Raw genomic sequence first — 23,466 nt, forward strand, 5'->3', positions numbered from 1 at the left:
GTGGTACCCGCGGCAGGGACGAGGAGAGGCCATGGAGACTGCCGAAAGCTTCCGAGCCGCCGTGGAGAAGCGGGATCTCACCGCGCTGGGCGGCCTGTTCACCGAGGACGTCCGTCTCTACAGTCCGGTGAAATTCACCCCCTTCGAGGGGAAGGCCATGGTGATGGGCCTCTTCGGTGTGCTGCTGCGCGTCTTCGAGGACTTCCGCTACGTCGGGCGCCTTGAGGGCACGGCCGAGACGAGCACGGACGGCCAGGAGAGCCCGTCGGCGGTCCTGCTGTTCCGGACCACCGTCAGCGGCAAGCAGATCCACGGCATGGACCTGCTGCAGTGCGACGAGGCGGGCCTGATCAAGGAATTCACCGTGATGGTCCGCCCGCAGTCGGCGGTGCACGCGCTGGGCGAGGCGGTGCTGGCCGGTCTGGTCGCCGACGGGCTCGTCCCCCCGCCCGCCCAGGGGTAGGCCGGCGGCCGCGTCGCCCGGGGGAAGGCGTCGCGGCGCGCTCGGCGCGCAGGCGGGGCGCCTCCTGCCTAGGCTGACGGAATGAGCCGCACAGCCCCGGAACCACAGCAGGCCCCGGCGGTGGGGGCGCGGGACGGCCGGGAGGGCGGCGCGCCGGACACCGCGTGGGCCCGGCTGCTGCACCGGGTGCCCAACGGGTTCGCGATCTTCTTCGCCCTGCTGGGCCTCTTCTGTGCGCTCACCGCCCTGATCGGGCCGCTGCGGCGCGCGGTGCACCCGGTGACGACCACGTTCGACACGCTGACGGTGCCCACCGCGCCGAACCTCGCGTACGCCGTGTTCCTGCTGCTGCTCGCCGCGGCGATGGCGGCCCGCAAGCGGGTCACGCTGTGGTTCGTCCTCGGCTACCTCACCCTGCTGCTGGTCGCGGACGCGCTGCTGCTGGCCGTCGGCTACTGGGACACGATCCCGTCGCTGGTGCTGTGTGTCGCCGCGATGACGTTGCTGGTCCTGGCCCGCCGGGAGTTCTACGCGTCGTCGCGGCGCGGCGCGTTCCTGCGGGCCCTGCTGGTGCTGGTGGCGGGTCTCGCCGTCGCCACCCTGGTGGGCTGGGGTCTGGTGGCGCTGTTCCCCGGCTCGCTGGAGCGCGGCGGCGCCAACCGGCTGCTGTTCGTCGCCAACAAGGTCTGCGGCGGGCTCGTCAGCGGCCGGCACTTCACGGGGCACCCGCCGCAGTGGGTGTACTTCCTGCTCGGCCTGCTGGGCGCGCTCGCGCTGCTCAACGCCGCGATGACGCTGTTCCGTTCGCAGCGGATGGAAGCGGCGCTGCACGACGACGAGGAGCCGCGGATCCGCGCGCTCCTCGGCCGCTACGGGGGCCGGGACTCACTGGGTTACTTCGCGACCCGCCGCGACAAGGCCGTGGTCTTCTCCCCGAGCGGGAAGTCGGCCGTCACCTACCGGGTCGAGGCCGGGGTGTGCCTGGCCTCCGGCGACCCGCTCGGCGATCCCGAGGCGTGGGCCCCGGCGATCGACGCGTGGCTGCGGCTCGCGGGCCGGTACGGCTGGCAGCCGGCGGTGATGGGGGCCGGCGAGATCGGCGCCAGGGCGTACGCGCGCGCGGGTCTGAGCGCGCTGCAACTGGGCGACGAGGCGATTTTGCAGGTCGCCGCGTTCGACCTCGACGGCCGGGAGATGCGGGTGACCCGGCAGGCCGTCAACCGGGTGGAGCGCACGGGCGCGACGACCCGCGTCCGCCGGCACGCCGCGCTCTCCGACGAGGAGATGGGCGAGGTCATCCGGCGGGCCGACGCCTGGCGGGACACCGAGACCGAGCGCGGCTTCTCGATGGCGCTGGGACGGCTGGGCGATCCCGCCGACGGGGACTGCCTGCTGGTCGAGGCGTTCGACAGCGAAGGGAACATGATCGCGCTGCTGTCGTTCGTCCCGTGGGGGCGCGACGGGGTCTCCCTGGACGTGATGCGCCGCGACCGGGCCGCGCCCAACGGCGTGATGGAGTTCATGGTCGCCCAGCTGTGCGCGCAGGCCGGGCAGTTCGGGATCAAGCGCATCTCCTTGAACTTCGCCGTCTTCCGTGCCGCGTTCGAGGAGGGCGCGCGGATCGGCGCGGGGCCGGTGCTGCGGCTGTGGCGACGGCTGTTGCTGTTCTTCTCCAAGTGGTGGCAGTTGGAGGCGCTGTACCGCTCGAATGTGAAGTACAACCCCGAGTGGCACCCGCGGTTCCTGTGCTACGCCGATACCGGGGCGCTCGCCCGGATCGGCCTGGCCGCCGGGATCGCGGAGGGCTTCGTCGCGGTGCCGAGCCTGGGCCGGCTGTGGAGCAGGGGACGGGCCCGGGGGATGGCCGTGCCCTCGTCCACGGCGGGGCTGCCCCCGCTGTCGGAGCTCGGCTGCCCGGCCGGTGCCGGGGAGGCGGCGGAGCAGGGCGGGGCGGCCGGGCTGCCCGAGCAGGTGCGGGTGCGGCGGCGGAAGCTGGACCGGCTGCGGGAGCAGGGCGTCGACCCGTACCCGGTGGACGCCCGTCGCACCCATACCCTCGCCGCGGTCCGGGCGGCGCACGCGGGGCTGCCGCCGGCGGCCCGTACGGGCGCGCGAGTGACCGTCGCCGGGCGGGTGATGCTGGTCCGCAACCACGGCGGGGTCGCGTTCGCCGTGCTCCGCGACTGGTCGGGCGACCTCCAGCTCACCTTCACGCGCGACGGGGCGGGGGCCGCGTGCCTGCGCCGTTTCGCCGCCCAGGTGGACCTCGGTGACCACATCGAGGCGGAGGGCGAGGTGGGCACCACCGACCTCGGCGAGCTGACGGTGTTCGTGGCCCGCAGCCGGATGCTCGCCAAGTGTCTGCGCCCGCTGCCCGACAAGCGGCACGGCCTGAGCGACCCGGAGGCGCGGGTCCGGATGCGGTACGTGGACCTCGCCGTCTCACCGGAGGCCCGGCAGACGGTACGGGCCCGCAGCGCGGCCGTGCAGGCGCTGCGGCAGGGGCTGCTCGACCGGGGCTATCTGGAGGTCGAGACGCCGATGCTCCAGCAGATCCACGGCGGCGCGAACGCCCGCCCGTTCACCACCCACATCAACGCCTACGACCTGGACCTGTACCTGCGGATCGCGCCCGAGCTCTACCTGAAGCGGCTGTGCGTGGGCGGCATGGAGAAGGTCTTCGAGATGGGGCGGACGTTCCGCAACGAGGGCGTCTCCTACAAGCACAACCCCGAATTCACCATGCTGGAGGCGTATCAGGCGTTCGCGGACTACGACGTGATGCTGGACCTGACGCGCGAGCTGATCCAGTGCGCGGCCGAGGCCGCCCACGGCGCGCAGGTCGCCCTGCGGGCCGACGCCGGCGGCAAGCTCGCCGAGCACGACATCTCGGGCCCGTGGCCGGTGAAGACCGTGTACGGGGCGCTCTCGGAGGCGCTCGGTGAGGAGGTCGGCGCGGATACCCCCACCGGGGTGCTGCGCCGGCACTGCGACGCGGCGGGGGTGCCGCACAAGCCGGACCACGGGCGCGGGGACATCGTGCTGGAGATGTACGAGCGGCTGGTGGAGGAGCGGACGCAGTCGCCGGTCTTCTACAAGGACTTCCCCACCGACGTCTCACCGCTCACCCGGCCGCACCGCGCCGACCCGCGGGTCGCCGAGCGCTGGGACCTGGTGGCCTTCGGTACGGAGCTGGGCACCGCGTACTCGGAGCTGATCGATCCGGTCGAGCAGCGGCGCCGGCTGACCGCGCAGTCGCTGCTGGCGGCCGGTGGGGACCCGGAGGCGATGGAGCTGGACGAGGACTTCCTGCGGGCCCTGGAGTACGCGATGCCGCCGACGGGCGGGCTGGGAATCGGGGTGGACCGGCTGGTGATGTTCCTGACCGGTCTGTCGATCCGCGAGACCCTTCCGTTCCCGCTGGTGCGAAAGCGCTGAAGGAAGGCCCGCCCTAAAAGGTTTCCTTTGGTTTATGTATAGAATGCATTATTTGCCTTATAGATCCGGCGTTGTTAATTTGAAAGCTCAGTCCCTGACCGAGCTGGTGGTGTTCTTCTATGACAGCGGCACAGCGCGTGGCGGCCCCGTGGCTCCCGATGGCGGCCACGGCGGTGCTGTGGGGGTCGGCGTTCACCGCGATCCAGTTCGCGCTGCCCGACTACGCACCGGCCTCGATCGCGCTCCTGCGGATCGCCGTCACGGTGGTGCTGCTCGTGCCCTGTCTGGTGCTGGGGCGCATAGGGCCGCTGCGGCGCCAGGACGCCCTGCGCATGGCGGCTTTCGGTCTCACGGGTATGACGGCCTATCAAGTGCTGTTGTGCGCGGGCGAGGAGAGCGTCGACGCCGGTACGGCGGCCATGCTGATCGCCGCCTCCCCCGTCTTCACCACCGCCCTCGGCATGGCGTTCCTCGGTGACCGCCCCGGGCGGCGCGGACTGGCCGGGCTGGGGGTGGCCCTCGGTGGTGCGCTCCTGGTCGCGGTCACCTCGGGCGGCGGGAGCGGTTCGGTCGTGGGAGCGCTGATGGTCCTGGCCGCGGCCGCGACCCAGGCGACGTCGTTCGCCCTGCAGAAGCCGCTGCTGAAGACGTACTCGGGTGCCGAGTGCGTCTTCTACGGGAGCCTCTTCGGGCTGATTCCGCTGCTGCCGATGGCGCCGGGCGCCGTGGCCGACGTCGCGGCCGCCGACCCGCACCGCACGGCGGCGGTCCTGTGGCTGGGGCTGGGCTGCACCGCCCTGGCGTTCTGGACGTGGTCGCGCACCCTGCGGGCGACGTCCGCGTCCACCGCGTCGCTGGTGCTGTACGCCGTGCCCGTCGCCGCCCTCGCCCTGGACGCGGTGCTGCTCGGGAACGTCCCGGCGCGGAGTGCCGTGCTCGGCGGGCTGCTGGTCCTGGCGGGTGTCGCCGTCGCCACGATCCGCCGGGCGGCCCCCGCGCCGGTCGCCCGCCCGGACGCCGCGGAGTCCGTCGCGCCGCCCGAGCGGGAACTGGTGGCCGGAGGCCGCCGCTGAGGGGCCGGGGCCGCCGCTAAGGGGTGCCCGTCAGGTCGTCCCAGCGCACGGTGCGGTCGCACCAGCGGCCGAGCAGCGTGCGGTCGTGGCCCACGGCCAGCAGGCCGGCGCCGGTCTCCGCGCGGTACTCCTCCACGACGCCGACGAGCGCGGCCGTCGTCGAGGCGTCGAGCATCGCCGTCATCTCGTCGCAGACCAGCCAGCGGGGCCGCAGGATCAGGGCCCTGGCCAGGCAGGCACGTTGCAGCTGTCCGTCGCTGACCTCGTGCGGGCGCCGTCGCAGCAGTTCTCCGGAGAGCCCGACGCGCCGGGCCGACTCCCCCGCCACGGCGTCCGCCCCGGTCCGCCGGCCGGTGGCCCGCAGGGGCTCCGCGATCAGGTCGGCGAGGCGCATGCGCGGGTCGGCCGAGAGGCGGGGCTGCTGGAAGACCACCCCGAAGGCCGTGCGCTGGGCCCGTGGGGCCCGGTGGCGCCAGCCTCGTGCGGGCTCCCCGTCGATGACGACCGTGCCGGTGTCGGGCCGGTGCAGCAGCGCGGCCACCCGGGCCAGGGTCGACTTGCCGCAGCCGCTGGGGCCGAGGAGGCCCACGGCCTCGCCCGCCGCGATGGTCAGTGACACTTCACGGACGACGGGCGCGCGCCGGTCGTAGCCGGCGGTGATCCGGTCGAGCTCAAGCACGCGGGGCCTCCTCGTGCGGGTGGTGACAGGCAGTCCCGGCGTCCAGGGCCGGGAGCGTCCCGCACGCGGAGGTCGTCCGCGCGCAGCGGGCGGCGAAGGCGCAGCCCTCGGGGAGGTCGCCGAGTTCGGGGGGCATGCCGGGGATGGGGGCGAAGGCCCGCTCGGGCAGGGCGTCGAGCAGCCCGCGCGCGTAGGGGTGGCGGGGGCCGGGGGTGCCGAAGAAGGCGCGGGCGTCGGTGAGTTCGACGACGCGGCCCGCGTACATCACGGCGACGCGGTCGGCGATGCGCTCGGCCGCCGCGAGGTCGTGGGTGATCATCAGCAGGGCGTGGCCCGCGTCCGCGTGGCGGCGCAGTTCGTCGACGGTGCGGTCGACGAGGTCGCGGTCGAGGCCGGTGGTCGGTTCGTCGGCGAGCAGCAGGGGTGCGTCGCCGACGAGGGCGAGTGCGGTGGCGGCGCGCTGGGCGAGGCCGCCGGAGAGCTGGTGGGGGTAGCGGTCGAGGTGGTCGGCGGGGAACGCCGCCCGCTCGGCGGCGGCCTCGGTGGCCTGGCGCAGTGCGGTCTTGCGGGCGCCGGTCAGTTCCCGCACGGTCTCGCGCAGCTGTGACCGCACGGTGCGCACGGGGGTGAGGTGCGCCGAGGGGCTCTGGGGGACGAGCCCGACGCGGCGGCCGCGCACGGTGCGGGCGAGGGTCCGCTCGTCGGCGGCGAGGAGGTCGATGCCGCCGGCGAGCGCCTGTCCGGCGGTCGTGGCGTTGCGGGGCAGCAGGCCGAGCAGCGCGGAGGCGAGCACGGATTTGCCGCAGCCGCTCTCGCCGACGAGGGCGAGGCACTCCCCGGGCCGCAGGTCGAAGGAGGCGTCGGAGACGGCGGCGATGTCGCGGCCGCCGCGCATCCGGAAGCGGACGGAGAGGTCACGGACCGAGAGGACGGGCTCGGCGGGGGCGGCGGTGCCGGGGTCCTGCGGCGCGGGATCGGCGGGGACGGGCGCCGCGTCCGCCGTGGGCCCGGGGGCGGCGAGGCCGTGGGCCGAGGTTTTCGCGTCTCGCGCGGGCCGGTGCGTCACAGCGTCAGCTCCGATCGGCGGCGGGGGTTGAGGCGGTCGCGCCAGGCGCCCGCCAGGCCCGCTATCGCGAGGGTGGGGACGATGATGAACAGGCCGGGGAAGAGCGTCGGCCACCAGTCGCCGGCCAGCAGGGAGCCGCGGGCGGCCTGCACCATGTTGCCGAGGCTCGCCTGGTGGGTGGGCAGGCCCAGGCCGAGGAAGGACAGGGCCGACTCGTGCCAGATGGCGTGCGGGACCATCAGGACCGCCGCGAGGCCCGCCTGCGGCAGGACGCCGGGCAGCAGGTGGCGGACGGTGACGCGCCACCGGGACGAGCCGCCGGCGACGGCCGCGTCGATGTACGGGCGGGAGCGCAGCGAGAGGACCTCGGCCCGCACGATGCGGGCGGTCGACAGCCAGTGGGTGAGCGCGACGGACGCGATCACCGGCCAGACGCCGGGCCGGAACATGGCGACGACGAAGATGCCGAGCAGCAGGTGGGGCACGGAGGAGAACAGGTCCACGACCCGCATCACCACCCGGTCGGCCCAGCCGCCCAGCGCACCGGCGAGCGCGCCGACCGCCGTGCCGACGACGGTCGCGGCGAGCGCGGCGACGAGGCCGACGAGCAGGGAGACCCGCAGGCCGTGGACGCAGCGCAGCAGCAGGTCGCGCCCCACCTCGTCGGTGCCGAAGGGGTGGGCCCAGGACGGCGGCAGCAGCTTGGCGCCCAGGTCGACGGCCTGCTCGTCCAGCGGGAAGAGGACGGGGACGAGCAGGGCCACGAGGGCGACGGCCAGGACCAGGGCGCCGGAGAGGCGGAGCTTGCGGTGGGACGCGCGGGGGTGCCGGAGGGTGTCAGCCATCGAAGCCCACCCTCGGGTCGGCCAGCCCGTACAGCAGGTCAGACAGCAGGTTGCCCACCAGGACGGCGGCCGTGGCGAGCACGGTCAGGGCCGCGAGCAGGGGGAAGTCCACCTTGGTGGCGGCCTCGACGGTCGCGGAGGCGATGCCGGGCCAGCTGAAGACGGTTTCCACGAGCAGCGCGCCCGTGATCAGTTCGGGGACGCGCGAGCCGATGAGGGTGAGGACGGGCAGCAGCCCGGAGCGCAGGGCGTGCCGCAGCAGGACGGTCCGCTCGCTCAGGCCCCGCGCGCGGGCGCCGCGGACGGGGTCCTCGTCCAGGGCGTCGCCGACGCCCTGGCGCACGTAGAGCACGAACCACGGGAGCTGGGAGACGGCGAGCACGGCGGCGGGGAGCAGGACGTGGGAGGCGACCTGGCCCGCGGTGGCGACGTCGGTGCCGGTGTCGGTGAGGCCGCCGGCCGGGAGCGCGTCGAGCCTCAGGGCGAAGAACCAGATCGCGAGGAGGCCGAGCCAGAAGGGCGGTGCCGCTTCGAGCGCGTAGGACAGCGAGGTGACGGCCCGGTCGAGGAGGCCGCCGCGGCGGCGCGCGGCGAGGACGCCGAGTGCGGTGCCGACGGTGACGGCCAGGGTGAAGGCGACGGCGCACAGGAGGACGGACCAGCCGATGCGTTCGCCGATGACGTCCGCGACGGGCTGGCGCAGGGTGCTGGAGTCGCCCAGGTCGCCGGTGAGGGCGGCGGTGATCCAGTCCCACCAGCGGGCGGCGAAGGGCCGGTCGGCGCCGAGGTTCTCGCGCAGTTGGTCGAGGACCCCCCGGCCCGCGCCGAGACCCGCGTCGCCGGCGTACGCCTTGGCCGGGTCGAAGGGCGAGGCGGCGGCGATGGCGAAGACGCCGAAGGTCACGACGGCGAGCACGGGGACGGCGGCCAGCAGCCGCCGGCCCGCCATGCGTGCCATCGGCCCCCAGGGGAGCCGGGCGCTCACTTCTTCGGCTGCTTCGGCTGCCAGGACTCCACGTTCCACCAGGGACCGGCGCCGAGGCCGTGGTCGTGGGGCTCGATCTGGGTGGTGACGTCCTGCCAGTTGTCGTTCATGACGTAGACGTGGTCGACGTGGGTGAGGAAGGTGTAGCCGGGGTTGTCGGCGAGGCCGCGCTGGACCTTGCCGTAGGCGGCCTTGCGGGCCTTCGGGTCGCCGCTGCGCCGGCCGTCCTCCAGGGCCTTGTCGACCTCGGGGTCGGAGTAGGCGGCCATGTTGTTGAAGCCGTCGAGGGCGAGGGAGGAGTGCAGGAGGTTGTAGAGGTCGAAGTCGGGGTCGGCCGGGTTGCCGCCGCCGGCGAGCACCGCGTCGTCCTTCATGCGCGGCTCGATGACCTCCCAGGTGCCGCTCTGCACCTCGATCTTGATGCCGGCCTTCTTGGCATCGGAGGCGTAGGCGAGCGCGTGCTCCTGGCGGAGCTTGTCACCGGCGGGGAACCAGAGGGTGAACTTGGCGCGCTGCCCGTCCTTCTCCCGGATCCCGTCGTCACCGGGCTTCCAGCCCGCGTCGTCGAGGAGCTTCTTGGCCTTGTCGAGGTCGTACGGGCGCTCGGTGCCCTTGGCGAACCACTCGCTGTCGGTGGGGACGGGGCCGTAGCCGGCCTTGCCCGCGCCTTCGAGGAGCTTGTCGACCATGGCCTTGCGGTCGACGGCGAGGTCGAGGGCGCGGCGGACGGCCAGGTCGCCGGTGACCTTGTTCGCGGTGGGCAGGGTCACGCCGCGGAAGTCGGTGGTGCGGGCGGTGAGGGTGACCTTGGCCTTGTTGTTCTTGAAGCCCCGGGCGAGGTTGGGCGGGAGGATGGCGCCGTCCAGGTCGCCGGAGCGCAGCCGGGTGGCGCGGACGTCGTCGTCCGGGATGATCGCCATGGTGAGCTTCTTGACGGCGGGCTCGCCGCCCCAGTAGTCCGGGTTGGCCTTGAAGGTGAGCTTCTCGCCCTTGGACCAGCCGGTGAGGACGTACGGGCCGGTGCCGGTCGGCTTGGTGTTGAAGGCGCCGGTGTTGACGTCCTGGCCCTTGGCCGCGTGCTCGGGGGCGATGGGCAGCACCGTGCGCTCGGCGAAGGGCGCGTAGGGGTACTTGAGGGTGAAGACGACGGTGTCGTCGCCGGCGGCGGTCACCTTGTCGATGGCGTCGAGCTCGCCCTTGGCGGCGTTGTTGGTCTTCTCGTCCAGGATGGTCCGGTAGGTGAAGACGACGTCCTTGGCGGTGAAGGGCTTGCCGTCGCTGAACTTCACCCCCTGGCGGAGCTTGTAGGTGTACGTCTTGCCGTCGTCGGCGACAGTGGGGAGGGCGGCGGCGAGGGCGGGCCGGAGCTTCATGCCGGCGTCGCGGCGGAGCAGCCCGTCGAAGATCTTGGAGTTGCCGTCCTTGCCGTAGCCGAGCAGGGGGCTGAGGGTCTCGGGCTCGTTGGCGAGGCCGACGACGAGGGAGTCCTTGACACCGCTCGCCCCCCGGCCGTCGCTCCCGGGCGTCGAACAGGCCGCCGCGCCTGCCGCCAGAACGCCTGCCATGGCCGTGGCGGCCATTCCCCGTACGGACCGGGCCGTCATGCCTGCACCTCTACTCACGATCACCTGTTGTTGCGAACCTCTCGCAATTAAACAGCACGTAAAGGAGTGGCCATGGGTTGGGGTGGGGTTTGCGCAGGTCAGGGGGGTGAGGCAGGCGCGGGTGTGGGGTTCTGGGAGCCGAACGGGGAGCCATGACGCCCATACCGGGCAGCCTTGTCCAGGTCGTATCCCTTTTCGGTACCCGGCGGTAATCTGTGCGCCCGTCCGCAGCCAGGAGGGTGACGTGAGCGTTGCCGGGAGCAGGTCGGATCCTGTCGTCGAGCACGAGAAGACCCGGGCCGCGCTGCGGGCCGCCGTCCCGCGGCTGGCGCGGCTGCTGCGGGAGGTGCCCGACCTGGAGGCGCCCTCCGGGGTGCCGGTGTGGACCGTGGGGGATGTCGGCGCGCACGTGGGCGCCGTGTATCTGGCGTACTGTTCCGCCTTCACCCAGGAGTTCGTGGACTGGGAGAGCGTCCTGCCGCCCGGCGACGGCCCGTTCATCGACCGGATCACCGCCGTGAACGCCAAGGCCATCGGGCTGTTCGACGCGGACGGGCGCAGAGGGCTCGGCGACTTCGTCGCCGAGCGGGGCGAGGCGTTCCTGCGCGCCACCGAGGGGCTGGCACCGGACTCCCCCGTCGTCACCCCCTGGTACGGGGAGCGGATGGTGCTGACGCTGGCGGCGGCCACCGGGCTGGTGCTCAGCGAGAGCCTGCTCCACGGCCTCGACATCGCGCGCGGCGCCCGGCTGCCGTGGACGATCGGCCCCGAGGAGGCGCGGCTGGTGATCGGCCAGTCGATGCCGGCCATGATGCCGCTCGCCCTGGACCCGGTGCGGGCCCGCGGGGTCAGGATCGCGTTCGACCTCGCCGTCCGGGGCGGTCCGCGGCTGGCGGTCGTCATCGGCGACGGGGTGGCCACGGTGACCCGCGACGCGCCTCCCCGGGCCTACGACTGCCGGATCTCGGCGGCGCCGGACGCGTTCCTCCTCGTCGCGTTCCGGCGCGCACCGCTGTGGAAGGTGATCGCGCGCGGCGGGATCAGGGCGGGCGGCCGCAAGCCGTGGCTCGCCCCCCGGCTCAGCCGGCTCATCGCCGGCCCCTGACCCGGTGTCCGAGCGCCCGGCCCTCTGCCCCTGCCGCCCGCGTCAATACCCCGTCCGGGCAGTCGGTACGGCGCGGGGAACACGCCCGTGTCCTTCGAGGGCCTCCCGCACTCCCGGTACGCCATTGCGCCCGACCGCGAGACCTTCCCAGGAAGAGTCGGCATGTCTACTGATGAAAGGACACGCCGTCAACCGACCGGGAGGTCGCATGACCCTCGACGTTCCCTTAGGGCGGGCACGGCAGAGCGCCTTCGCCTGCCGGCACCGGCTCGTGCGGCACCTCGGGACGCTCGTCGGTCCCGACGGCGCCCTGGCCGGGCGGTGTGACAGCCGGATCCTCGAATCCGCGCTCTTCCTCGCCCTCGTGCGCAAGCACGGCTCCCCCGGCGCGGAGACCGCCCGCCTCGTCCGCTATCTCCGGGGCGCCTCCGCCACGGACGGCTGGCAGCCCCTGCTCGCCGCGGCCGCGCTCGGCACCCTCACCGACGGCGGACGCGCCACCGCCGCCGCCCGGCTGCGGACCTTCGACCACTTCACCGGGGCCCGCAAACGAGCCCTGCTCAGCACGTGTCTCGCCCTGTGCGGGGTCCTGCCGTACGACCGGCGCGTCGCCGCGGCCCCCCTGCCGCACCCCGACCGGGTGGCCACCTGGACCCGGCTCGCTCTCCTCGCCACCCGCGTCCTGCACGCCCACGGTACCGGCCAGGCGGCGCAGGTGCCCGCCGGCGAGCTCGGCGAGCTGCGGTGGCTGATGCGTGCGGGGAGCACCCGCGACATCTGGGAGGGGAACCTCTTGGTGCACCTGCTCGCGCTGCACGCGCTGCACGCCCTGCGCCCCGACGACCGGCAGGTCGGTGAGGGGCTGCGGGTGCTGGCGTCCCGTCAGAACGCCGACGGCGGGCTCCCCTTCACCGACAGCCATGACGTCTTCCTCACCGCCAAGGCCGGCCTGGTCCTCGCGCGGGCCTGCTACGGGTACCGCACCGTCCGGCGGATGGGCGACTTCGTCGCGGCCGCCCAGCGGCCGGACGGCGGCTGGCCCTACGCCTCGGGGGTGCACCAGACCGACGTGGACTCCACGGCCGTGTGCCTGGAGTTCCTGCGCGCGGCGGACCCCGGCCGGTACGCGGCGCACCTCGCCCTGGGGGAGGCCCAGCTCTGCGGCATGGCCGGCGCCCGCGGCGGGTTCCCCACGTACCGGCCCGGTGACCCGCCCGAGGCCGAGATGACCGCGGGCGCCCTGATCGCCCTCAGCCCCGGGCGCCCGCCGGAGGGCGCCGTCCTGGAGGGTGCCGCCGTGTGCCTCCTCGACCAGCAGTGCCGCGACGGGACGTGGCCCCGGAGCTGGACCATCAGCGAGTCCAGCGTCATCGAGCGGGCCGTGCACGCGCTCACCGGTCTGCCGGCCGCCCTGGCCCCGTCCCTCGCACCGCGCGTCGGCGAGGCCCTGCGGCGGGCGGTCGCCCGGCTGCGCCGCACCCAGAACCCCGACGGAGGCTGGGGGCAGGCGCCGCGCACCGCCAGCGACGTGATCAGTACCGCCCGCGCGGTCGCGGCCCTCACCTCCCCCCTCGGGCTCCCCGCCGGGCCGGTCGCGGGCCCGGCCGTGGCGCGCGGCCGGGCCTGGCTCGTCGCCGCCCAGCAGGCCGACGGCAGCTACTCCGGCCCCCCGGACCAGGTCGGTCCGCGTCCCATCCCCTACGAGGTCCCGGCCCTGGCGAGCATCCACGCCCTGGCCGCCCTCACCGCCCGGCAGCCCGCCGGGGGCGGTCCGCCCCCGCGCCGCTGACCGGGCGGCAGCACGGCCTTCCGACCCGACGACGAGAGGAAGCGTGTGCGAGCGACAGGAAAAGAAGAAGGAACGGCACGGCGCCCGTCGCCCTGCGGAATGGACGGCATCGCCGTCCCGGACCCGTGCATGCCCGTCCCCCCGCACGCCCCCAGCCCGTTCCTGGCCGAGGCCGACGCCGCTGTCTGGTCGTGGCTGGACGCCTACGGCATCTGTCAGTCCCCGGCGTCCCGGCGCAATCTGCGCCGGGCCCGGATCACGCTGACCACCGCCATGGCCTATCCGACGGCGAGCCGGGGGGCGCTGGCCCGGCTCGCCCGGTGGCTGCACTGGACGTTCATCATGGACGACGAGTTCGACGACGGCCCGGACGGCCGTGACGCCACCCGCTGCGAGGCCGCCCTGCTGTCCCTCCTGCGGGTCCTGGACGGGGAGCCGGGCCGGACGCCGGCCACCCGCGCCCTGGCCGACGTCTGGAGCGACCTGCTGCGCCGGCGGTCGCCGAGCTGGTGCCGGACGTTCCGCCGGGACGTGGAGGGGTGGTTCTGGTCCTACTACGAGGACACCGTCGACCGGGCCGCGGAGCACTACCCCCCGCTCGCCGCCTACCGGCGCCAGCGGGCCCGCGGGGTCGGCGCCTACATGTTCCTCACGCTGGCCGAGTCCGGTGCGGGCGTGGACCTGCCCGAGACGGTGCGGCACCTGCCGGCTCTGGTGGAGCTGCGCCACGCCGCGGCGGAGTACACGGGGCTCAACAACGACCTGTGGTCGGTCGCCAAGGACCGTTCGGTGGGCGTCTTCCACAACGCGGTGCTGCTGATCGAGCACCATGAGCGGCGCGGTCTGCAGGACGCCGTCGACCGGCTCGCGGGTCTGCTGGGCGACTGCGCGCAGCGGATGGCCGCGGCCCGGGAGGCGCTGCCCGGCCAGCTGGCGGCCGCCGGGGTGGGCGGGCGGGCCCGCGCGGACGTGCTGACGTGTGCCGCCGCCTACGCGCACTTCGTCCGGGGCTGCTACGACTACTACCACCAGGTCGACCGCTACACCCGCGCCGACCCCGACCGCGCGGGGGAACTGGCGCCCGTGCACCGGCTCTTCGACCTCGCTCCCCCGCCGGATCCCGGCTGACGGCGGCGGGAGCCGGCCTCCTGCTCCCGCCGCCGGGTGCGCGTCAGGGCGGGGGAGCCGGGAGGTCGGCCAGCGCGGCCAGGGCCTGACGGTGGCGGCCCGGGGTGCCCAGGGCCGTTTCGTCCGCCTTGGCGCGCTTGAGGTAGAGGTGGGCCGGGTGTTCCCAGGTCATGCCGATGCCGCCGTGCAGCTGGACGCACTCCTGCGCCGCCCGTACCGCGACCTCGGCGCAGTACGACTGGGCCACCGCCACCGCGATCGCGGTGTCGGGCGCGCCGGTGGCCAGGGCGTCGGCGGCGCCCCGGGCCGCGGCGCGGGCCGAGGCGACGTCCAGCCACAGGGCCGCCAGGCGGTGTTTGAGCGCCTGGAACGAGCCGACGGGGCGGCCGAACTGGTGGCGTTCGCCGGTGTAGCGCACGGTTTCCGCGAGGCACCACTCGGCGAGGCCGAGCTGTTCGGAGGCCAGCAGGCCGGCTCCGGTGAGCAGGGCGGTCTCGACGGCGGCGCGGGCCCGGTCGGCTTCGGCGAGGAGGGTGGCCGGGGCGCCGGTGAGGGTGACGCGGGCGAGGGGGCGGGTGAGGTCGAGCGGGGTGAGGGAGGCGATCCGGACGCCCTCCGCGCCGGTGTCCACCGCGTAGAGGCCGCTGTCGGCGGGGACGAGGAGGAGGTCGGCGCCGGGCGCGCCCGCGACGGCGGTGATCTCGCCGCTGAGCAGGGCCCGGCCCGTGCCGGTGGGCTCGGCCCGTACGGCCGGCGCGAGGTGCGTGCCGGGCGCGGTGGGAAGGGGGACGGCGAGCGCGCCCACCCGGTGGCCGCCGGCGAGGGCGGCGAGCGGGCCGGCGACCTCCTCGCGCGCGGTGTCGCAGCCGAGCAGGGCGCTCACGGCCAGGACGGCGCTGGTGAGGTAGGGCACGGCGGCGACGGAGCGGCCCAGCTCCTCCAGGACGACGGCGCTCTCGCGGGCGCTCGCGCCCTGCCCGCCGAGCTTCTCGGGGACGAGGAGGCCGGCCGTGCCCATGCCGGTGGCGAGGGCCTGCCACAGGTCCGGGTCGTGGGGGCGGCCGCTCTCGGCGCCGGCGAGGACGGAGGCGGGGGCGCCGCGGTCGGTGAGCAGGGAGCGCACGGCCGCCCGCAGGTCCTCCTCGGCCTCGGAGTGGAGGAGGTCCGGTGCCGCTTGGGACGGGGTCATCGGGGCAGGTCCTTCCAGGGGCGGTCCTTGTCGGTGCGGGGCTCGGGCGGCAGCCCGAGGACGCGCTCGGCGATGATGTTGAGCAGGACTTCGGAGGTGCCGCCCTCGATGGAGTTGCCCTTGGCCCGCAGGTAGCGGTAGCCGGCGTCGCGGCCGGTGAAGTCGACGAGTTCGGGCCGGGTCATGGTCCAGTCGCCGTAGGTCAGGCCGTCCTCGGCCAGGAGTTCCACCTCCAGTCCGCTGATGTCCTGGTTGAGGCGGGCGAAGGAGAGCTTCATGCCCGAGCCCTCGGGGCCGGGCCGGCCGAGCCGGAGCTGCTGGCGCAGGCGTTCGGCGGTGAGGCGGGCGACCTCGGCGTCCACCCAGAGTTTCAGCAGCCGCTGGTGGAGGTCGTGGGTGCGCAGCTCGGGGCGCTCGCGCCAGGTGTCCGCGACGATGCCGATCATGCCGCCCTCGCGGGGCACGGGGGTGCCGCCGATGGCCACCCGCTCGTTCATCAGGGTGGTCTGCGCGACGCGCCAGCCCTCGCCGACCGCGCCGAGGCGGTGCGCGTCGGGGATCCGTACGCCGGTGAGGAACACCTCGTTGAACTCGGCCTCGCCGGTGATCTGGCGCAGCGGGCGCACCTCGACGCCGGGGTCGGTCATGTCGCACACGAAGTAGGTGAGGCCCTGGTGCTTGGGCAGGGCGGGGTCGGTGCGCGCCAGGAGGATCGCCCAGCGGGCCAGGTGGGCGCTGGAGGTCCACACCTTCTGGCCGTCGACGATCCAGTCGTCGCCGTCGCGCACGGCGCGGGTGGCGAGGGCGGCCAGGTCGGAGCCCGCTCCCGGTTCGCTGAAGAGCTGGCACCAGACCTCTTCGCCGGTCCACAGCGGGCGCAGGAAGCGGCGCTGCTGTTCGGCGGTGCCGTACTGGAGGACGGTGGGGGCGGCCATGCCGAGGCCGATGCCGATGCGGCGGGGGTCGTTGTCGGGGGCGCCCGCCTCTTCGAGCGCGGCGTTGACGACCGGCTGGAGGGAGCGCGGCGCGCCGAGCCCGCCGAGCCCCTCGGGGAAGTGGATCCAGGCGAGCCCGGCGTCGAAGCGGGCCCGCAGGAAGTCCTGGCGGGGGGTGGTGGCGGGGTCGTGGGAGGCGAGGAGGGCGGCGACGCGCTCGCGCAGGCCGGCCGCGTCCGTGCCGCCGGTGGTGGTGTCGGGGGTGTTCACCGGGCTGCCTCCTGGGCGGGGACGACGACCACGCGGCCGGTGGTGGTGCCGTCGGCGACGCGCTGGACGGCGTCGGCGGCCCCTTCCAGCGGGACGCGTTCGCTGACGAGCGGCTTGACCGCGCCGCGGGCCGCGAGCTTGGTCAGCTCGTCGTGGCAGGTGCGGACGGCTTCCGGGTCCTTGGTGTTGTACAGGCCCCAGTGCAGGCCGAGGATGGTGTAGTTCTTCACCAGGGCGTGGTTGAGGGCGGCGCTGGGGATGGTGCCGCTGGCGAAGCCGACGACCACGATGCGGCCTTCGAAGGCGACGCACTTGGTGGACTGGGTGTACGCGGTGCCGCCGACGGGGTCGTAGACGACGTCGGCGCCGCGGCCCCCGGTGGCCTCCTTGACGGCGGCGATCACGTCGTCGGTGCGGCGGTCGACGACCACGTCGCAGCCGACCTCGCGGGCGATGCGGGCCTTCTCCTCGCCGCCGACGACGCCGATGACCGTGGCGCCGGCGGCCTTGCCGAGCTGGACGGCGGCGGTGCCGACGCCGCCGGCCGCCGCGTGCACGAGCAGCGTCTCGCCGGGCTGGATGCGGGCCCGGCGGTGCAGGCCGAACCAGCCGGTCTGGTATCCGACGTGCAGGGCGGCCGCCTCGGCGTCGTCCAGGGATTCGGGGGCGGGGAACACCGTCCGGGCGTCGACGACCGTGCGGTCGGCGAAGCCGCCCGCCGGGAGCGCCGGCTGGGCGAGGACGCGGGCGCCCACGGTCCCTCGCGCGCCGTCGCCGAGGGCGAGGATCTCCGCGCACAGCTCCAGTCCGGGGGTGAAGGGCAGCGGGGGCCGGACCTGGTACTGGCCCCGGCACAGCAGCGCGTCGGGGAAGTTGACGTTCGCCGCCCGGACCCCGAGGAGGAGCTCGCCGGGGCCGGGGGTGGGATCGGGCACCTCGTCGAGGCGCATCACGGCCCGGGGTTCGCCGTTCTCGTGCACTCGCCATGCCTTCATGGGGCCTCCACGGTGAGGATGTCAGCGGTTCCGGACGCATACTAAGCGGTTGCTAAGGCCGGGGAACAGGGTTTGCCGCAAGGCCGTTCGGCCTCCCCGCCAGGGCCGGATCGCGCGGGGCACGCCCGGCACCGTGACGAGCCTCCTCAAGCGCCGGAGGGGCGGGGAGGCCGCGCGCCCGGTGGCGCCGTCGACTCGCGGGTCGCCAGGCGCGGCGTCGCGTCCTGGACGCGGCGGGCCGGGCCGCCGTCCAGCAAGGCGATCAGCTCCTCGGCCGCGCGCCGGCCGAAGGCGGACGTGTCGCGGACCAGTGACGTGAGTGCGGGGTGCGTGCTGCGGCACAGCACCGAGTCGTCCCAGGCGACGAGGGAGAGTTCGCCGGGGACGGGCACGCCGCGCTCCGCGGCGACGGACAGGCCCGCCACGGCCATCACGTCGTTGTCGTAGACGATCGCGGTCGGCGGGTGCGGCGCGGCCAGCGCCCGGCGGGTCGCCTCCGCCCCCTGCGCGTCGGAGTAGTCGGTGGTCACCGAGGTGACGTCGGGCAGGCCGCGGCGGGCGGCCTCGGCGCGCAGGCAGGCCATCCGGCGCCGGGTGTGGGCGAGTTCGGGCAGGCCGGCGATGTGCGTGATGCGGCGGTGCCCGAGGCCGTGGAGGTGGCCGACGACGGATGCCATCGCGCCGGTGTCGTCGGCCCAGAGGTTGGAGATCGCCCCGTGGGCCGGGCCGTCCGGTTCCGGTCCGGCCGGCGCGCCGATGACCACGGCGGGCAGGCCCAGCCCGTCCAGCAGGGCCGGCCGGGGATCCGCGGCACGGGGGTCGACGACCAGCAGGCCGTCGACGCGGCGCTCGGCCCACCAGCGGCGGTAGACGGCGCACTCGGCGTCGATGTCCTCCACGACCTGGAAGAGCAGCCCGAGCCGGCGGCCGGCGAGCGCTTCCTGGACGCCCGAGACGAGCTGGAGGAAGAACGACTCGACGCCCAGGGTGCGGGCGGGCCGGGCGAGGACGAGCCCGACGGTGGCGGAGCCCTCGCCGGACAGGGCGCGGGCGGCGGCACTGGGCTGCCAGCCGAGCTGTTCGGCGACGCGGCGGACCCGGGCGCGGGTGGCCTCCGAGACGCCCGGGCGGTCGTTGAGGGCGAAGGACACGGCGCTCTCGGAGACGCCCGCGCGGCGCGCGATGTCCTTCATCGTCGGTCGGCGGGCCGGCGTGCGGCGCATGGCTCTCCCCCTGCTCCCCGCAGTCCGCGAGGCCGGACTGAAGCGGCTCCCCGCCCTCCGCGAGGCCGTACCGAAGCGCTTGAGCCGCGGGCAACTCGCAGCAGACTAAAGCGCATTAGTCCGTGGCGGAAGTATTGACTTCACCCCGGCGCGGGTGCAGTTTCTATTGCGCTCCTCCTCTTCTCCGCGGTCTTCCCCCGTCGCCGCGGTCCTACCGAAGGAGTTCACCGGTCATGCCTCCGTCCCGCAGAGCCGCTGCCGTCACCGCCCCGCTTCTCGTGTCCGCCCTGTTGCTCTCCGCCTGCGGCTCCGGCGGGGACGACCCGGGCGGCGGGGCGGACGGCAGGGCCAAGGGCAGCATCACCTTTCAGACCTGGAATCTCCGCGGCAAATTCAAGGACTACTTCGACGGCCTGGTCCGGGATTTCGAGAACGAGCACCCGGACGTCGACGTCAAGTGGCTGGACCAGCCGGCCGAGAACTACGCCGACAAGCTCAGCGCGGACGCCGCCGCCGGCACCCTGCCCGATGTCGTCAATGTCTCCCCCGACCTGTCCTATCCCCTGGCCAAGGCCGGGATGCTGCTGAACCTGGACCGGACGCCGGCCGCGGCGAAGTTCAAGGGCGAATACACCGCGGAGGCGTGGCAGGGCAACACCCTGCCGGGGCTGGACGGTTCGTACGCCTTTCCCTGGTACCTGAACACCGGCCCGCTCTTCTACAACAAGGCCCTCTTCCGGCAGTCCGGCCTGGATCCGGAGAAGCCCCCGAAGACCTACGACGAGCTGTTCGCCGCCGCCCGGACCATGGCCGAGAAGTCCGGGGGAAAGACGGCCACCCTCGCGGGGACCCCGGCCGTGGAGGATTTCGGCCGGTACGGGGTGCGGTTGATGAACGAGGACGCGACCCGGTTCACGTACAACGAGCCGAAGGGCGTCGAACTGCTCACCCGGTACAAGGAGCTCCACGACCGCGGCGGTCTCGATCCGCAGGCGCTGACCAATACCCCCGAGAAGGCGGGCCAGCGGTTCCTGGAGCAGAAGGTCGCCATGAATCCGGGCGGCGCGAATGACCTGGGGACGTTCCGGAAGAGCGCGCCGGGCCTCTACCGCAATCTCGGCATCACCGACGCCCCGAACAACAACGGCAAGCCGAACATGTACGTGATGGGGCTGGGCGTCAACAGCCGCAGCAAGCACAAGGCGGCGGCTATCGCCTTCGCGCATTTCGTCACGGACCGGAAGCACCAGGAGGCGTTCGCGCACAAGGTCGCCGTCTTCCCCAGCACCAAGGGGTCGCTGGAGGATCCGTACTGGACGAAGGACGACGGCACGGACGAGGGCCGGGTCCGGGTGGCCTCGGCGAAGATGCTCAAGGGCGCGGTCAATTACACGCCCGTGGTGATGAGCGACGAGATGAAGGTGGTCCTGAAGAACGAGGTGGCCAAGGCCCTCCAGGGCAAGAAGTCGCCACAACGGGCGCTCGACGACGCCGTGGCGCGGAGCGACAAGCTCCTCGCGCAGAGCCGGCAGCCGTGAGGCAGCCCGCGGCCCGGGTCCGGACCCACCGGGCGGCCAGCCCCTGGCTGTTCCTGCTGCCCGGCCTCGGGATCGTCACCGCCTTCAACCTCTACCCCTTCCTCACCACCGTTCACAAGGCGTTCACCGACGCCCGCACCCTCGATCCCGGCCACTGGGTGGGGCTGCGGAACTTCCGGGCCATGCTGGAGGACGAACAGTTCTGGGTGGCCCTGCGCAACAGCGGTCTCTACGTGCTGCTGGTCGTGCCCTTCACCGTGCTGCTGCCGCTGCTGCTCGCGCTGCTGGTCCACAAGCGGCTGCCCGGGGTCGCCTTCTTCCGGTCCGCGTTCTACACCCCGGTCGTCGCCTCCGTCGTCGTGGTGGCCTTGATCTGGGGCTGGATGCTCGACGACCGGGGGCTGGTCAACGGCATCCTGCGCTTCCTGGGCGCCGGGCCCGTCGCCTTCCTCGGGGACGAGTGGCTGCTGCTGTTCAGCGCCATGGCGCTGACCGTGTGGAAGGGCCTCGGCTACTACATGGTCATTTACCTGGCGGCGCTGGCGAACGTCCCCCCTGAGCTGCACGAGGCCGCCGCGGTCGACGGGGCCGGCCCCGTACGCCGCTTCGTCAGCGTCACCGTTCCCGCGGTGCGCTCCACCATGGTGCTCGTCGGCGCGCTGTCGTCCGTGGCGGCCTTCAAGGTCTTCTCCGAGGTCTATCTGCTGGCGGGCCCCACGGGCGGCCCGGCCGGGCAGGACACCACGCTCGTCATGCTCGTCCAGCGGACCGGTACGGGCCTCAACGGGCGGGTCGGCTACGCCTCCGCCCTCTCCCTCGTCGTCTTCGCCGTCGCGCTGCTGCTGATGCTGCTGGTGCTGCGCGCCGGCCGCAAGGAGGAGAGGTGACCACGCGGACGTCCGCCCGGGAGCGGGCCGTGCGCTATCTGCTGATGCTGGCCGTGCTGGCCCTGACCGTGGGCCCGTTCCTCTGGCAGCTGTCGACCTCGTTCAAGAGCACCACCGAGGACATCTACACCTACCCGCCCGCCTTCCTGCCCGAGCACCCCACGCTCGCCAACTACGCGGGGGTCGCGGACATCATCCCCGTGTGGGACTACGCGCTGAACTCGCTCAAGGTCGCCGTCGCCAATGTGCTCACCAACCTCGTCGGCGCCTCCATGGCCGGGTACGCGCTGGCCCGGCTGCGCTTTCGCGGCCGGAAGGCGGCGGGGCTGGCCTTCGTCGCGGCGCTGCTCGTGCCCCTGGAGTCCATCGTCATCGCGCAGTTCACCATGATGCGCGACCTCCAGCTCAACAACACCCTGACCGCCGTCGTCCTGCCCGGTGCCGTCGGCGCGCTCAACGTGCTGCTGATGCGGAACGCCTTCGCGAACCTCCCGTACGAGATCGAGGAGGCGGCCGTCATCGACGGGGCGAACGTGTGGCAGCGGTTCGTCCGCGTCGCGCTGCCGTCGGTGCGCGGCACCCTCGCCGTCGTCGCGATCTTCGCGTTCATGGGGGCGTGGGACGACTTCCTGTGGCCGCTGATCGTGCTCTCCGACGCGGAGAACTTCACCCTGACCGTCGGCCTGAACTTCCTGCACGGCACGTTCCAGCAGAACCCGCGCCTGGTCGCCGCGGGCACGATCATCGCCGTCGCCCCGCTCGTCGTGATGTTCGCCTGCCTGCAGCGGTACTTCTTCCGCGGGGCCGGTGAAGGCGCCGTCAAGGGCTGAGACGCCCCGCTCCCCACGCCCGAAGGGACAACCCGTATGCGCTTCGGCGTCAACTACACCCCCACGCGCGGCTGGTTCCACCACTGGCTCGACTTCGACCCGGACGACATCCGCGCCGACCTCGACTCCATCGCCGCCCTGGGCCTGGACCACATCCGCGTCTTCCCTCTCTGGCCGCTCTTCCAGCCCAACCGCACCCTGATCCGGCCGCGCGCCGTCGAGCAGCTCGTGGCGCTCGTCGACGCGGCCGGCGAACGCGGGCTCGACGTCAGCGTCGACGGGCTCCAGGGCCACCTCTCCAGCTTCGACTTCGTGCCCTCCTGGACCACGACCTGGCACCGCCGCAACCTCTTCACCGACCCGGACGTCACCGAGGCGCAGGCCGAGTACCTCGCGGCCCTCGCCGGCGCCCTCGCGGACCGGCCCCACTTCCTGGGGATGACGGTCGGCAACGAGATCAACCAGTTCTCCGGCGCCCCGCACCCCGACCCCGACCGGATCGGGCCCGGCCAGGCGGAGGGCTGGCTGCGCCGGATGCTGGACGCGTGCGAGGAGGCGGCGCCCGGGCGCGCGCATCTGCACGCCTCCTACGACGCCGCCTGGTACGACGGCTCCCACCCCTTCACCCCCGCCCACTCGGCGCGGCTCGGTGCCATGACCGCCGTGCACTCCTGGGTGTTCAACGGCACCGCCCAGCGGCACGGCCCGGCCGGGGCGGCCACCGAGCACCACGCCGCGTACCTCGTCGAACTGTCCAAGGCGTGGGCGGCGGACCCGGACCGACCGGTGTGGCTCCAGGAGGTCGGGGCGCCCGCCCCGCACATCGCCCCCGGGCAGGCGGCCGCCTTCACCCGGGCGACGCTCGTCAACGCGCTGGACTGCCCGGGCGTGTGGGGGGTCACCTGGTGGTGCTCGCACGACGTGGACCGGGCACTCGCGGACTTCCCCGAGCTGGAGTACGGGCTGGGGCTGCTCACCAACGACCGGCGCGTCAAGCCCGCGGGCGAGGAGGTCGCCCGCTTCGTCCGGGAACACCCGGGCACGGCGGCGCCGGAGCCCCGGCGGACGGCGCTGGTCCTGGACGCGGGGGACGAGGAGGAGGCGCCGCTGCGGGCGGTGTGCGAGCCGGGCGGGCCGTACTTCGAGGCGTGGATGCGGCTGGCCGCCGGCGGGGCCCGGCCGGCCGCGGTGCTGGCCCAGCGGGCGGATGATCCGGGCCATCTGGCGGCCCGCGGGATCACGGAGGTCCTGACGATTGATCAGGTGGTTTAGGGCGGGTCCGTCCAGGACTCGGGGGGGGTGCCCTGGACGAGCTGCTGTGCCTTGCCCTCGTCGTCGGCGGTCTCCACGTCGACGGTGCGCGGGGAGTACCCCTCCAGGCCCAGGAGGACGGCCTTGGGGGTGCCGTGGCCGTGGCCGGTGGC

19 protein-coding genes and 1 pseudogene are annotated in these 23,466 nt (G+C 73.9%); 10 read left to right on the forward strand and 10 right to left on the reverse strand.

Annotated elements, in window-relative coordinates; genetic code table 11:
* Nucleotides 1–31: 31 nt before the first annotated feature.
* The 3 genes from ABZ951_RS17390 to ABZ951_RS17400 all read left to right on the forward strand — a co-directional run bounded on the left by ABZ951_RS17390 (nt 32) and on the right by ABZ951_RS17400 (nt 4,974).
* A complete protein-coding gene (locus ABZ951_RS17390; protein ID WP_344086910.1) occupies nt 32–463 on the forward strand; it encodes a nuclear transport factor 2 family protein in 432 nt (143 codons plus the stop codon).
* A gap of 81 nt (nt 464–544) precedes the next feature.
* A complete protein-coding gene (gene lysX, locus ABZ951_RS17395) occupies nt 545–3,901 on the forward strand; it encodes a bifunctional lysylphosphatidylglycerol synthetase/lysine--tRNA ligase LysX (protein ID WP_344086907.1) in 3,357 nt (1,118 codons plus the stop codon).
* 119 nt (nt 3,902–4,020) lie between these two features.
* Nucleotides 4,021–4,974, forward strand: coding sequence for a DMT family transporter (locus tag ABZ951_RS17400; protein WP_344086904.1), 954 nt, complete (start codon nt 4,021–4,023; stop codon nt 4,972–4,974).
* A gap of 16 nt (nt 4,975–4,990) precedes the next feature.
* Here the strand turns inward: ABZ951_RS17400 and ABZ951_RS17405 are convergent, their stop codons facing one another.
* The 5 genes from ABZ951_RS17405 to ABZ951_RS17425 all read right to left on the reverse strand — a co-directional run bounded on the left by ABZ951_RS17405 (nt 4,991) and on the right by ABZ951_RS17425 (nt 10,153).
* Nucleotides 4,991–5,653 carry an ATP-binding cassette domain-containing protein gene (locus ABZ951_RS17405; protein ID WP_344086901.1) on the reverse strand — a complete coding sequence of 221 codons (663 nt, stop codon included), beginning with the start codon at nt 5,651–5,653 and terminating at the stop codon, nt 4,991–4,993.
* Nucleotides 5,646–6,548: an ABC transporter ATP-binding protein gene (locus ABZ951_RS17410; RefSeq protein WP_344087075.1), complete on the reverse strand. Its 903-nt coding sequence runs from the start codon at nt 6,546–6,548 to the stop codon at nt 5,646–5,648. The genes ABZ951_RS17405 and ABZ951_RS17410 overlap by 8 nt, the downstream gene beginning before the upstream one ends.
* Before the next feature lie 167 nt (nt 6,549–6,715).
* Entirely contained in the window at nt 6,716–7,564 is an 849-nt protein-coding gene (locus tag ABZ951_RS17415) for an ABC transporter permease (protein ID WP_344086898.1), read from the reverse strand.
* Nucleotides 7,557–8,522, reverse strand: a complete 966-nt coding sequence (locus tag ABZ951_RS17420) for an ABC transporter permease (RefSeq protein ID WP_344087072.1) — start codon at nt 8,520–8,522, stop codon at nt 7,557–7,559. The genes ABZ951_RS17415 and ABZ951_RS17420 overlap by 8 nt, the downstream gene beginning before the upstream one ends.
* A gap of 23 nt (nt 8,523–8,545) precedes the next feature.
* A complete protein-coding gene (locus tag ABZ951_RS17425) occupies nt 8,546–10,153 on the reverse strand; it encodes an ABC transporter substrate-binding protein (protein ID WP_344086895.1) in 1,608 nt (535 codons plus the stop codon).
* 244 nt (nt 10,154–10,397) lie between these two features.
* Between ABZ951_RS17425 and ABZ951_RS17430 the strand changes: the two genes are divergently transcribed.
* The 3 genes from ABZ951_RS17430 (at nt 10,398) to ABZ951_RS17440 (ending at nt 14,175) form a co-directional block, all read left to right on the forward strand.
* Nucleotides 10,398–11,258: a maleylpyruvate isomerase N-terminal domain-containing protein gene (locus tag ABZ951_RS17430; protein WP_344086892.1), complete on the forward strand. Its 861-nt coding sequence runs from the start codon at nt 10,398–10,400 to the stop codon at nt 11,256–11,258.
* Nucleotides 11,259–11,466: 208 nt separating this feature from the next.
* The gene (locus ABZ951_RS17435) at nt 11,467–13,047 is read left to right on the forward strand and encodes a prenyltransferase/squalene oxidase repeat-containing protein (RefSeq protein ID WP_344086889.1); all 1,581 of its coding nucleotides are present in this window, start codon (nt 11,467–11,469) and stop codon (nt 13,045–13,047) included.
* A gap of 129 nt (nt 13,048–13,176) precedes the next feature.
* On the forward strand, nt 13,177–14,175 hold the full coding sequence (locus ABZ951_RS17440) for a terpene synthase family protein (protein ID WP_344086886.1): 999 nt from the start codon (nt 13,177–13,179) through the stop codon (nt 14,173–14,175).
* A 43-nt stretch (nt 14,176–14,218) separates the two neighbouring features.
* On the opposite strand, the gene ABZ951_RS17445 is transcribed toward ABZ951_RS17440, so the two are convergent.
* The 4 genes from ABZ951_RS17445 to ABZ951_RS17460 form a co-directional block, all read right to left on the reverse strand.
* The gene (locus tag ABZ951_RS17445; protein ID WP_344086883.1) at nt 14,219–15,364 is read right to left on the reverse strand and encodes an acyl-CoA dehydrogenase family protein; all 1,146 of its coding nucleotides are present in this window, start codon (nt 15,362–15,364) and stop codon (nt 14,219–14,221) included.
* Nucleotides 15,361–16,569, reverse strand: coding sequence for an acyl-CoA dehydrogenase family protein (locus ABZ951_RS17450; protein ID WP_344086880.1), 1,209 nt, complete (start codon nt 16,567–16,569; stop codon nt 15,361–15,363). Before ABZ951_RS17450 ends, ABZ951_RS17445 begins: the two co-directional genes overlap by 4 nt.
* Nucleotides 16,566–17,564: an NADPH:quinone oxidoreductase family protein gene (locus ABZ951_RS17455; RefSeq protein WP_361280158.1), complete on the reverse strand. Its 999-nt coding sequence runs from the start codon at nt 17,562–17,564 to the stop codon at nt 16,566–16,568. The genes ABZ951_RS17450 and ABZ951_RS17455 overlap by 4 nt, the downstream gene beginning before the upstream one ends.
* Before the next feature lie 146 nt (nt 17,565–17,710).
* Complete coding sequence (locus tag ABZ951_RS17460; RefSeq protein WP_344086874.1) at nt 17,711–18,787, reverse strand: LacI family DNA-binding transcriptional regulator; 1,077 nt, start codon at nt 18,785–18,787, stop codon at nt 17,711–17,713.
* Nucleotides 18,788–19,020: 233 nt separating this feature from the next.
* Between ABZ951_RS17460 and ABZ951_RS17465 the strand changes: the two genes are divergently transcribed.
* Genes ABZ951_RS17465 through ABZ951_RS17480 form a run of 4 tightly spaced genes read left to right on the forward strand, consistent with a single transcriptional unit; the run spans nt 19,021 to nt 23,314 of the window.
* Entirely contained in the window at nt 19,021–20,325 is a 1,305-nt protein-coding gene (locus tag ABZ951_RS17465; protein WP_344086871.1) for a sugar ABC transporter substrate-binding protein, read from the forward strand.
* Entirely contained in the window at nt 20,322–21,212 is an 891-nt protein-coding gene (locus ABZ951_RS17470) for a sugar ABC transporter permease (protein ID WP_344086868.1), read from the forward strand. Before ABZ951_RS17465 ends, ABZ951_RS17470 begins: the two co-directional genes overlap by 4 nt.
* Nucleotides 21,213–21,256: 44 nt before the next feature.
* Complete coding sequence (locus ABZ951_RS17475; RefSeq protein WP_344087069.1) at nt 21,257–22,042, forward strand: carbohydrate ABC transporter permease; 786 nt, start codon at nt 21,257–21,259, stop codon at nt 22,040–22,042.
* Between the two features lie 36 nt (nt 22,043–22,078).
* Entirely contained in the window at nt 22,079–23,314 is a 1,236-nt protein-coding gene (locus tag ABZ951_RS17480; RefSeq protein WP_344086866.1) for a glycosyl hydrolase, read from the forward strand.
* Between the two features lie 56 nt (nt 23,315–23,370).
* On the opposite strand, the pseudogene ABZ951_RS17485 reads toward ABZ951_RS17480, so the two are convergent.
* Nucleotides 23,371–23,466: pseudogene (locus ABZ951_RS17485) on the reverse strand (serine dehydratase beta chain); the annotation flags it as partial.

Origin of the sequence: Streptomyces sp. NPDC046215, from assembly GCF_040646215.1 — a bacterium.
Taxonomy (GTDB): domain Bacteria; phylum Actinomycetota; class Actinomycetes; order Streptomycetales; family Streptomycetaceae; genus Streptomyces; species Streptomyces stramineus.

Bases quoted from the DNA above. Each gene is read 5' to 3' on its own strand.
- ABZ951_RS17390 (WP_344086910.1), top strand. From the start codon at position 32: ATGGAGACTGCCGAAAGCTTCCGAGCCGCCGTGGAGAAGCGGGATCTC.
- lysX (WP_344086907.1), top strand. From the start codon at position 545: ATGAGCCGCACAGCCCCGGAACCACAGCAGGCCCCGGCGGTGGGGGCG.
- ABZ951_RS17400 (WP_344086904.1), top strand. From the start codon at position 4,021: ATGACAGCGGCACAGCGCGTGGCGGCCCCGTGGCTCCCGATGGCGGCC.
- ABZ951_RS17410 (WP_344087075.1), bottom strand. From the start codon at position 6,548: ATGCGCGGCGGCCGCGACATCGCCGCCGTCTCCGACGCCTCCTTCGAC.
- ABZ951_RS17415 (WP_344086898.1), bottom strand. From the start codon at position 7,564: ATGGCTGACACCCTCCGGCACCCCCGCGCGTCCCACCGCAAGCTCCGC.
- ABZ951_RS17420 (WP_344087072.1), bottom strand. From the start codon at position 8,522: ATGGCACGCATGGCGGGCCGGCGGCTGCTGGCCGCCGTCCCCGTGCTC.
- ABZ951_RS17425 (WP_344086895.1), bottom strand. From the start codon at position 10,153: ATGACGGCCCGGTCCGTACGGGGAATGGCCGCCACGGCCATGGCAGGC.
- ABZ951_RS17435 (WP_344086889.1), top strand. From the start codon at position 11,467: ATGACCCTCGACGTTCCCTTAGGGCGGGCACGGCAGAGCGCCTTCGCC.
- ABZ951_RS17440 (WP_344086886.1), top strand. From the start codon at position 13,177: ATGCCCGTCCCCCCGCACGCCCCCAGCCCGTTCCTGGCCGAGGCCGAC.
- ABZ951_RS17445 (WP_344086883.1), bottom strand. From the start codon at position 15,364: ATGACCCCGTCCCAAGCGGCACCGGACCTCCTCCACTCCGAGGCCGAG.
- ABZ951_RS17455 (WP_361280158.1), bottom strand. From the start codon at position 17,564: ATGAAGGCATGGCGAGTGCACGAGAACGGCGAACCCCGGGCCGTGATG.
- ABZ951_RS17460 (WP_344086874.1), bottom strand. From the start codon at position 18,787: ATGCGCCGCACGCCGGCCCGCCGACCGACGATGAAGGACATCGCGCGC.
- ABZ951_RS17465 (WP_344086871.1), top strand. From the start codon at position 19,021: ATGCCTCCGTCCCGCAGAGCCGCTGCCGTCACCGCCCCGCTTCTCGTG.
- ABZ951_RS17475 (WP_344087069.1), top strand. From the start codon at position 21,257: ATGCTGGCCGTGCTGGCCCTGACCGTGGGCCCGTTCCTCTGGCAGCTG.
- ABZ951_RS17480 (WP_344086866.1), top strand. From the start codon at position 22,079: ATGCGCTTCGGCGTCAACTACACCCCCACGCGCGGCTGGTTCCACCAC.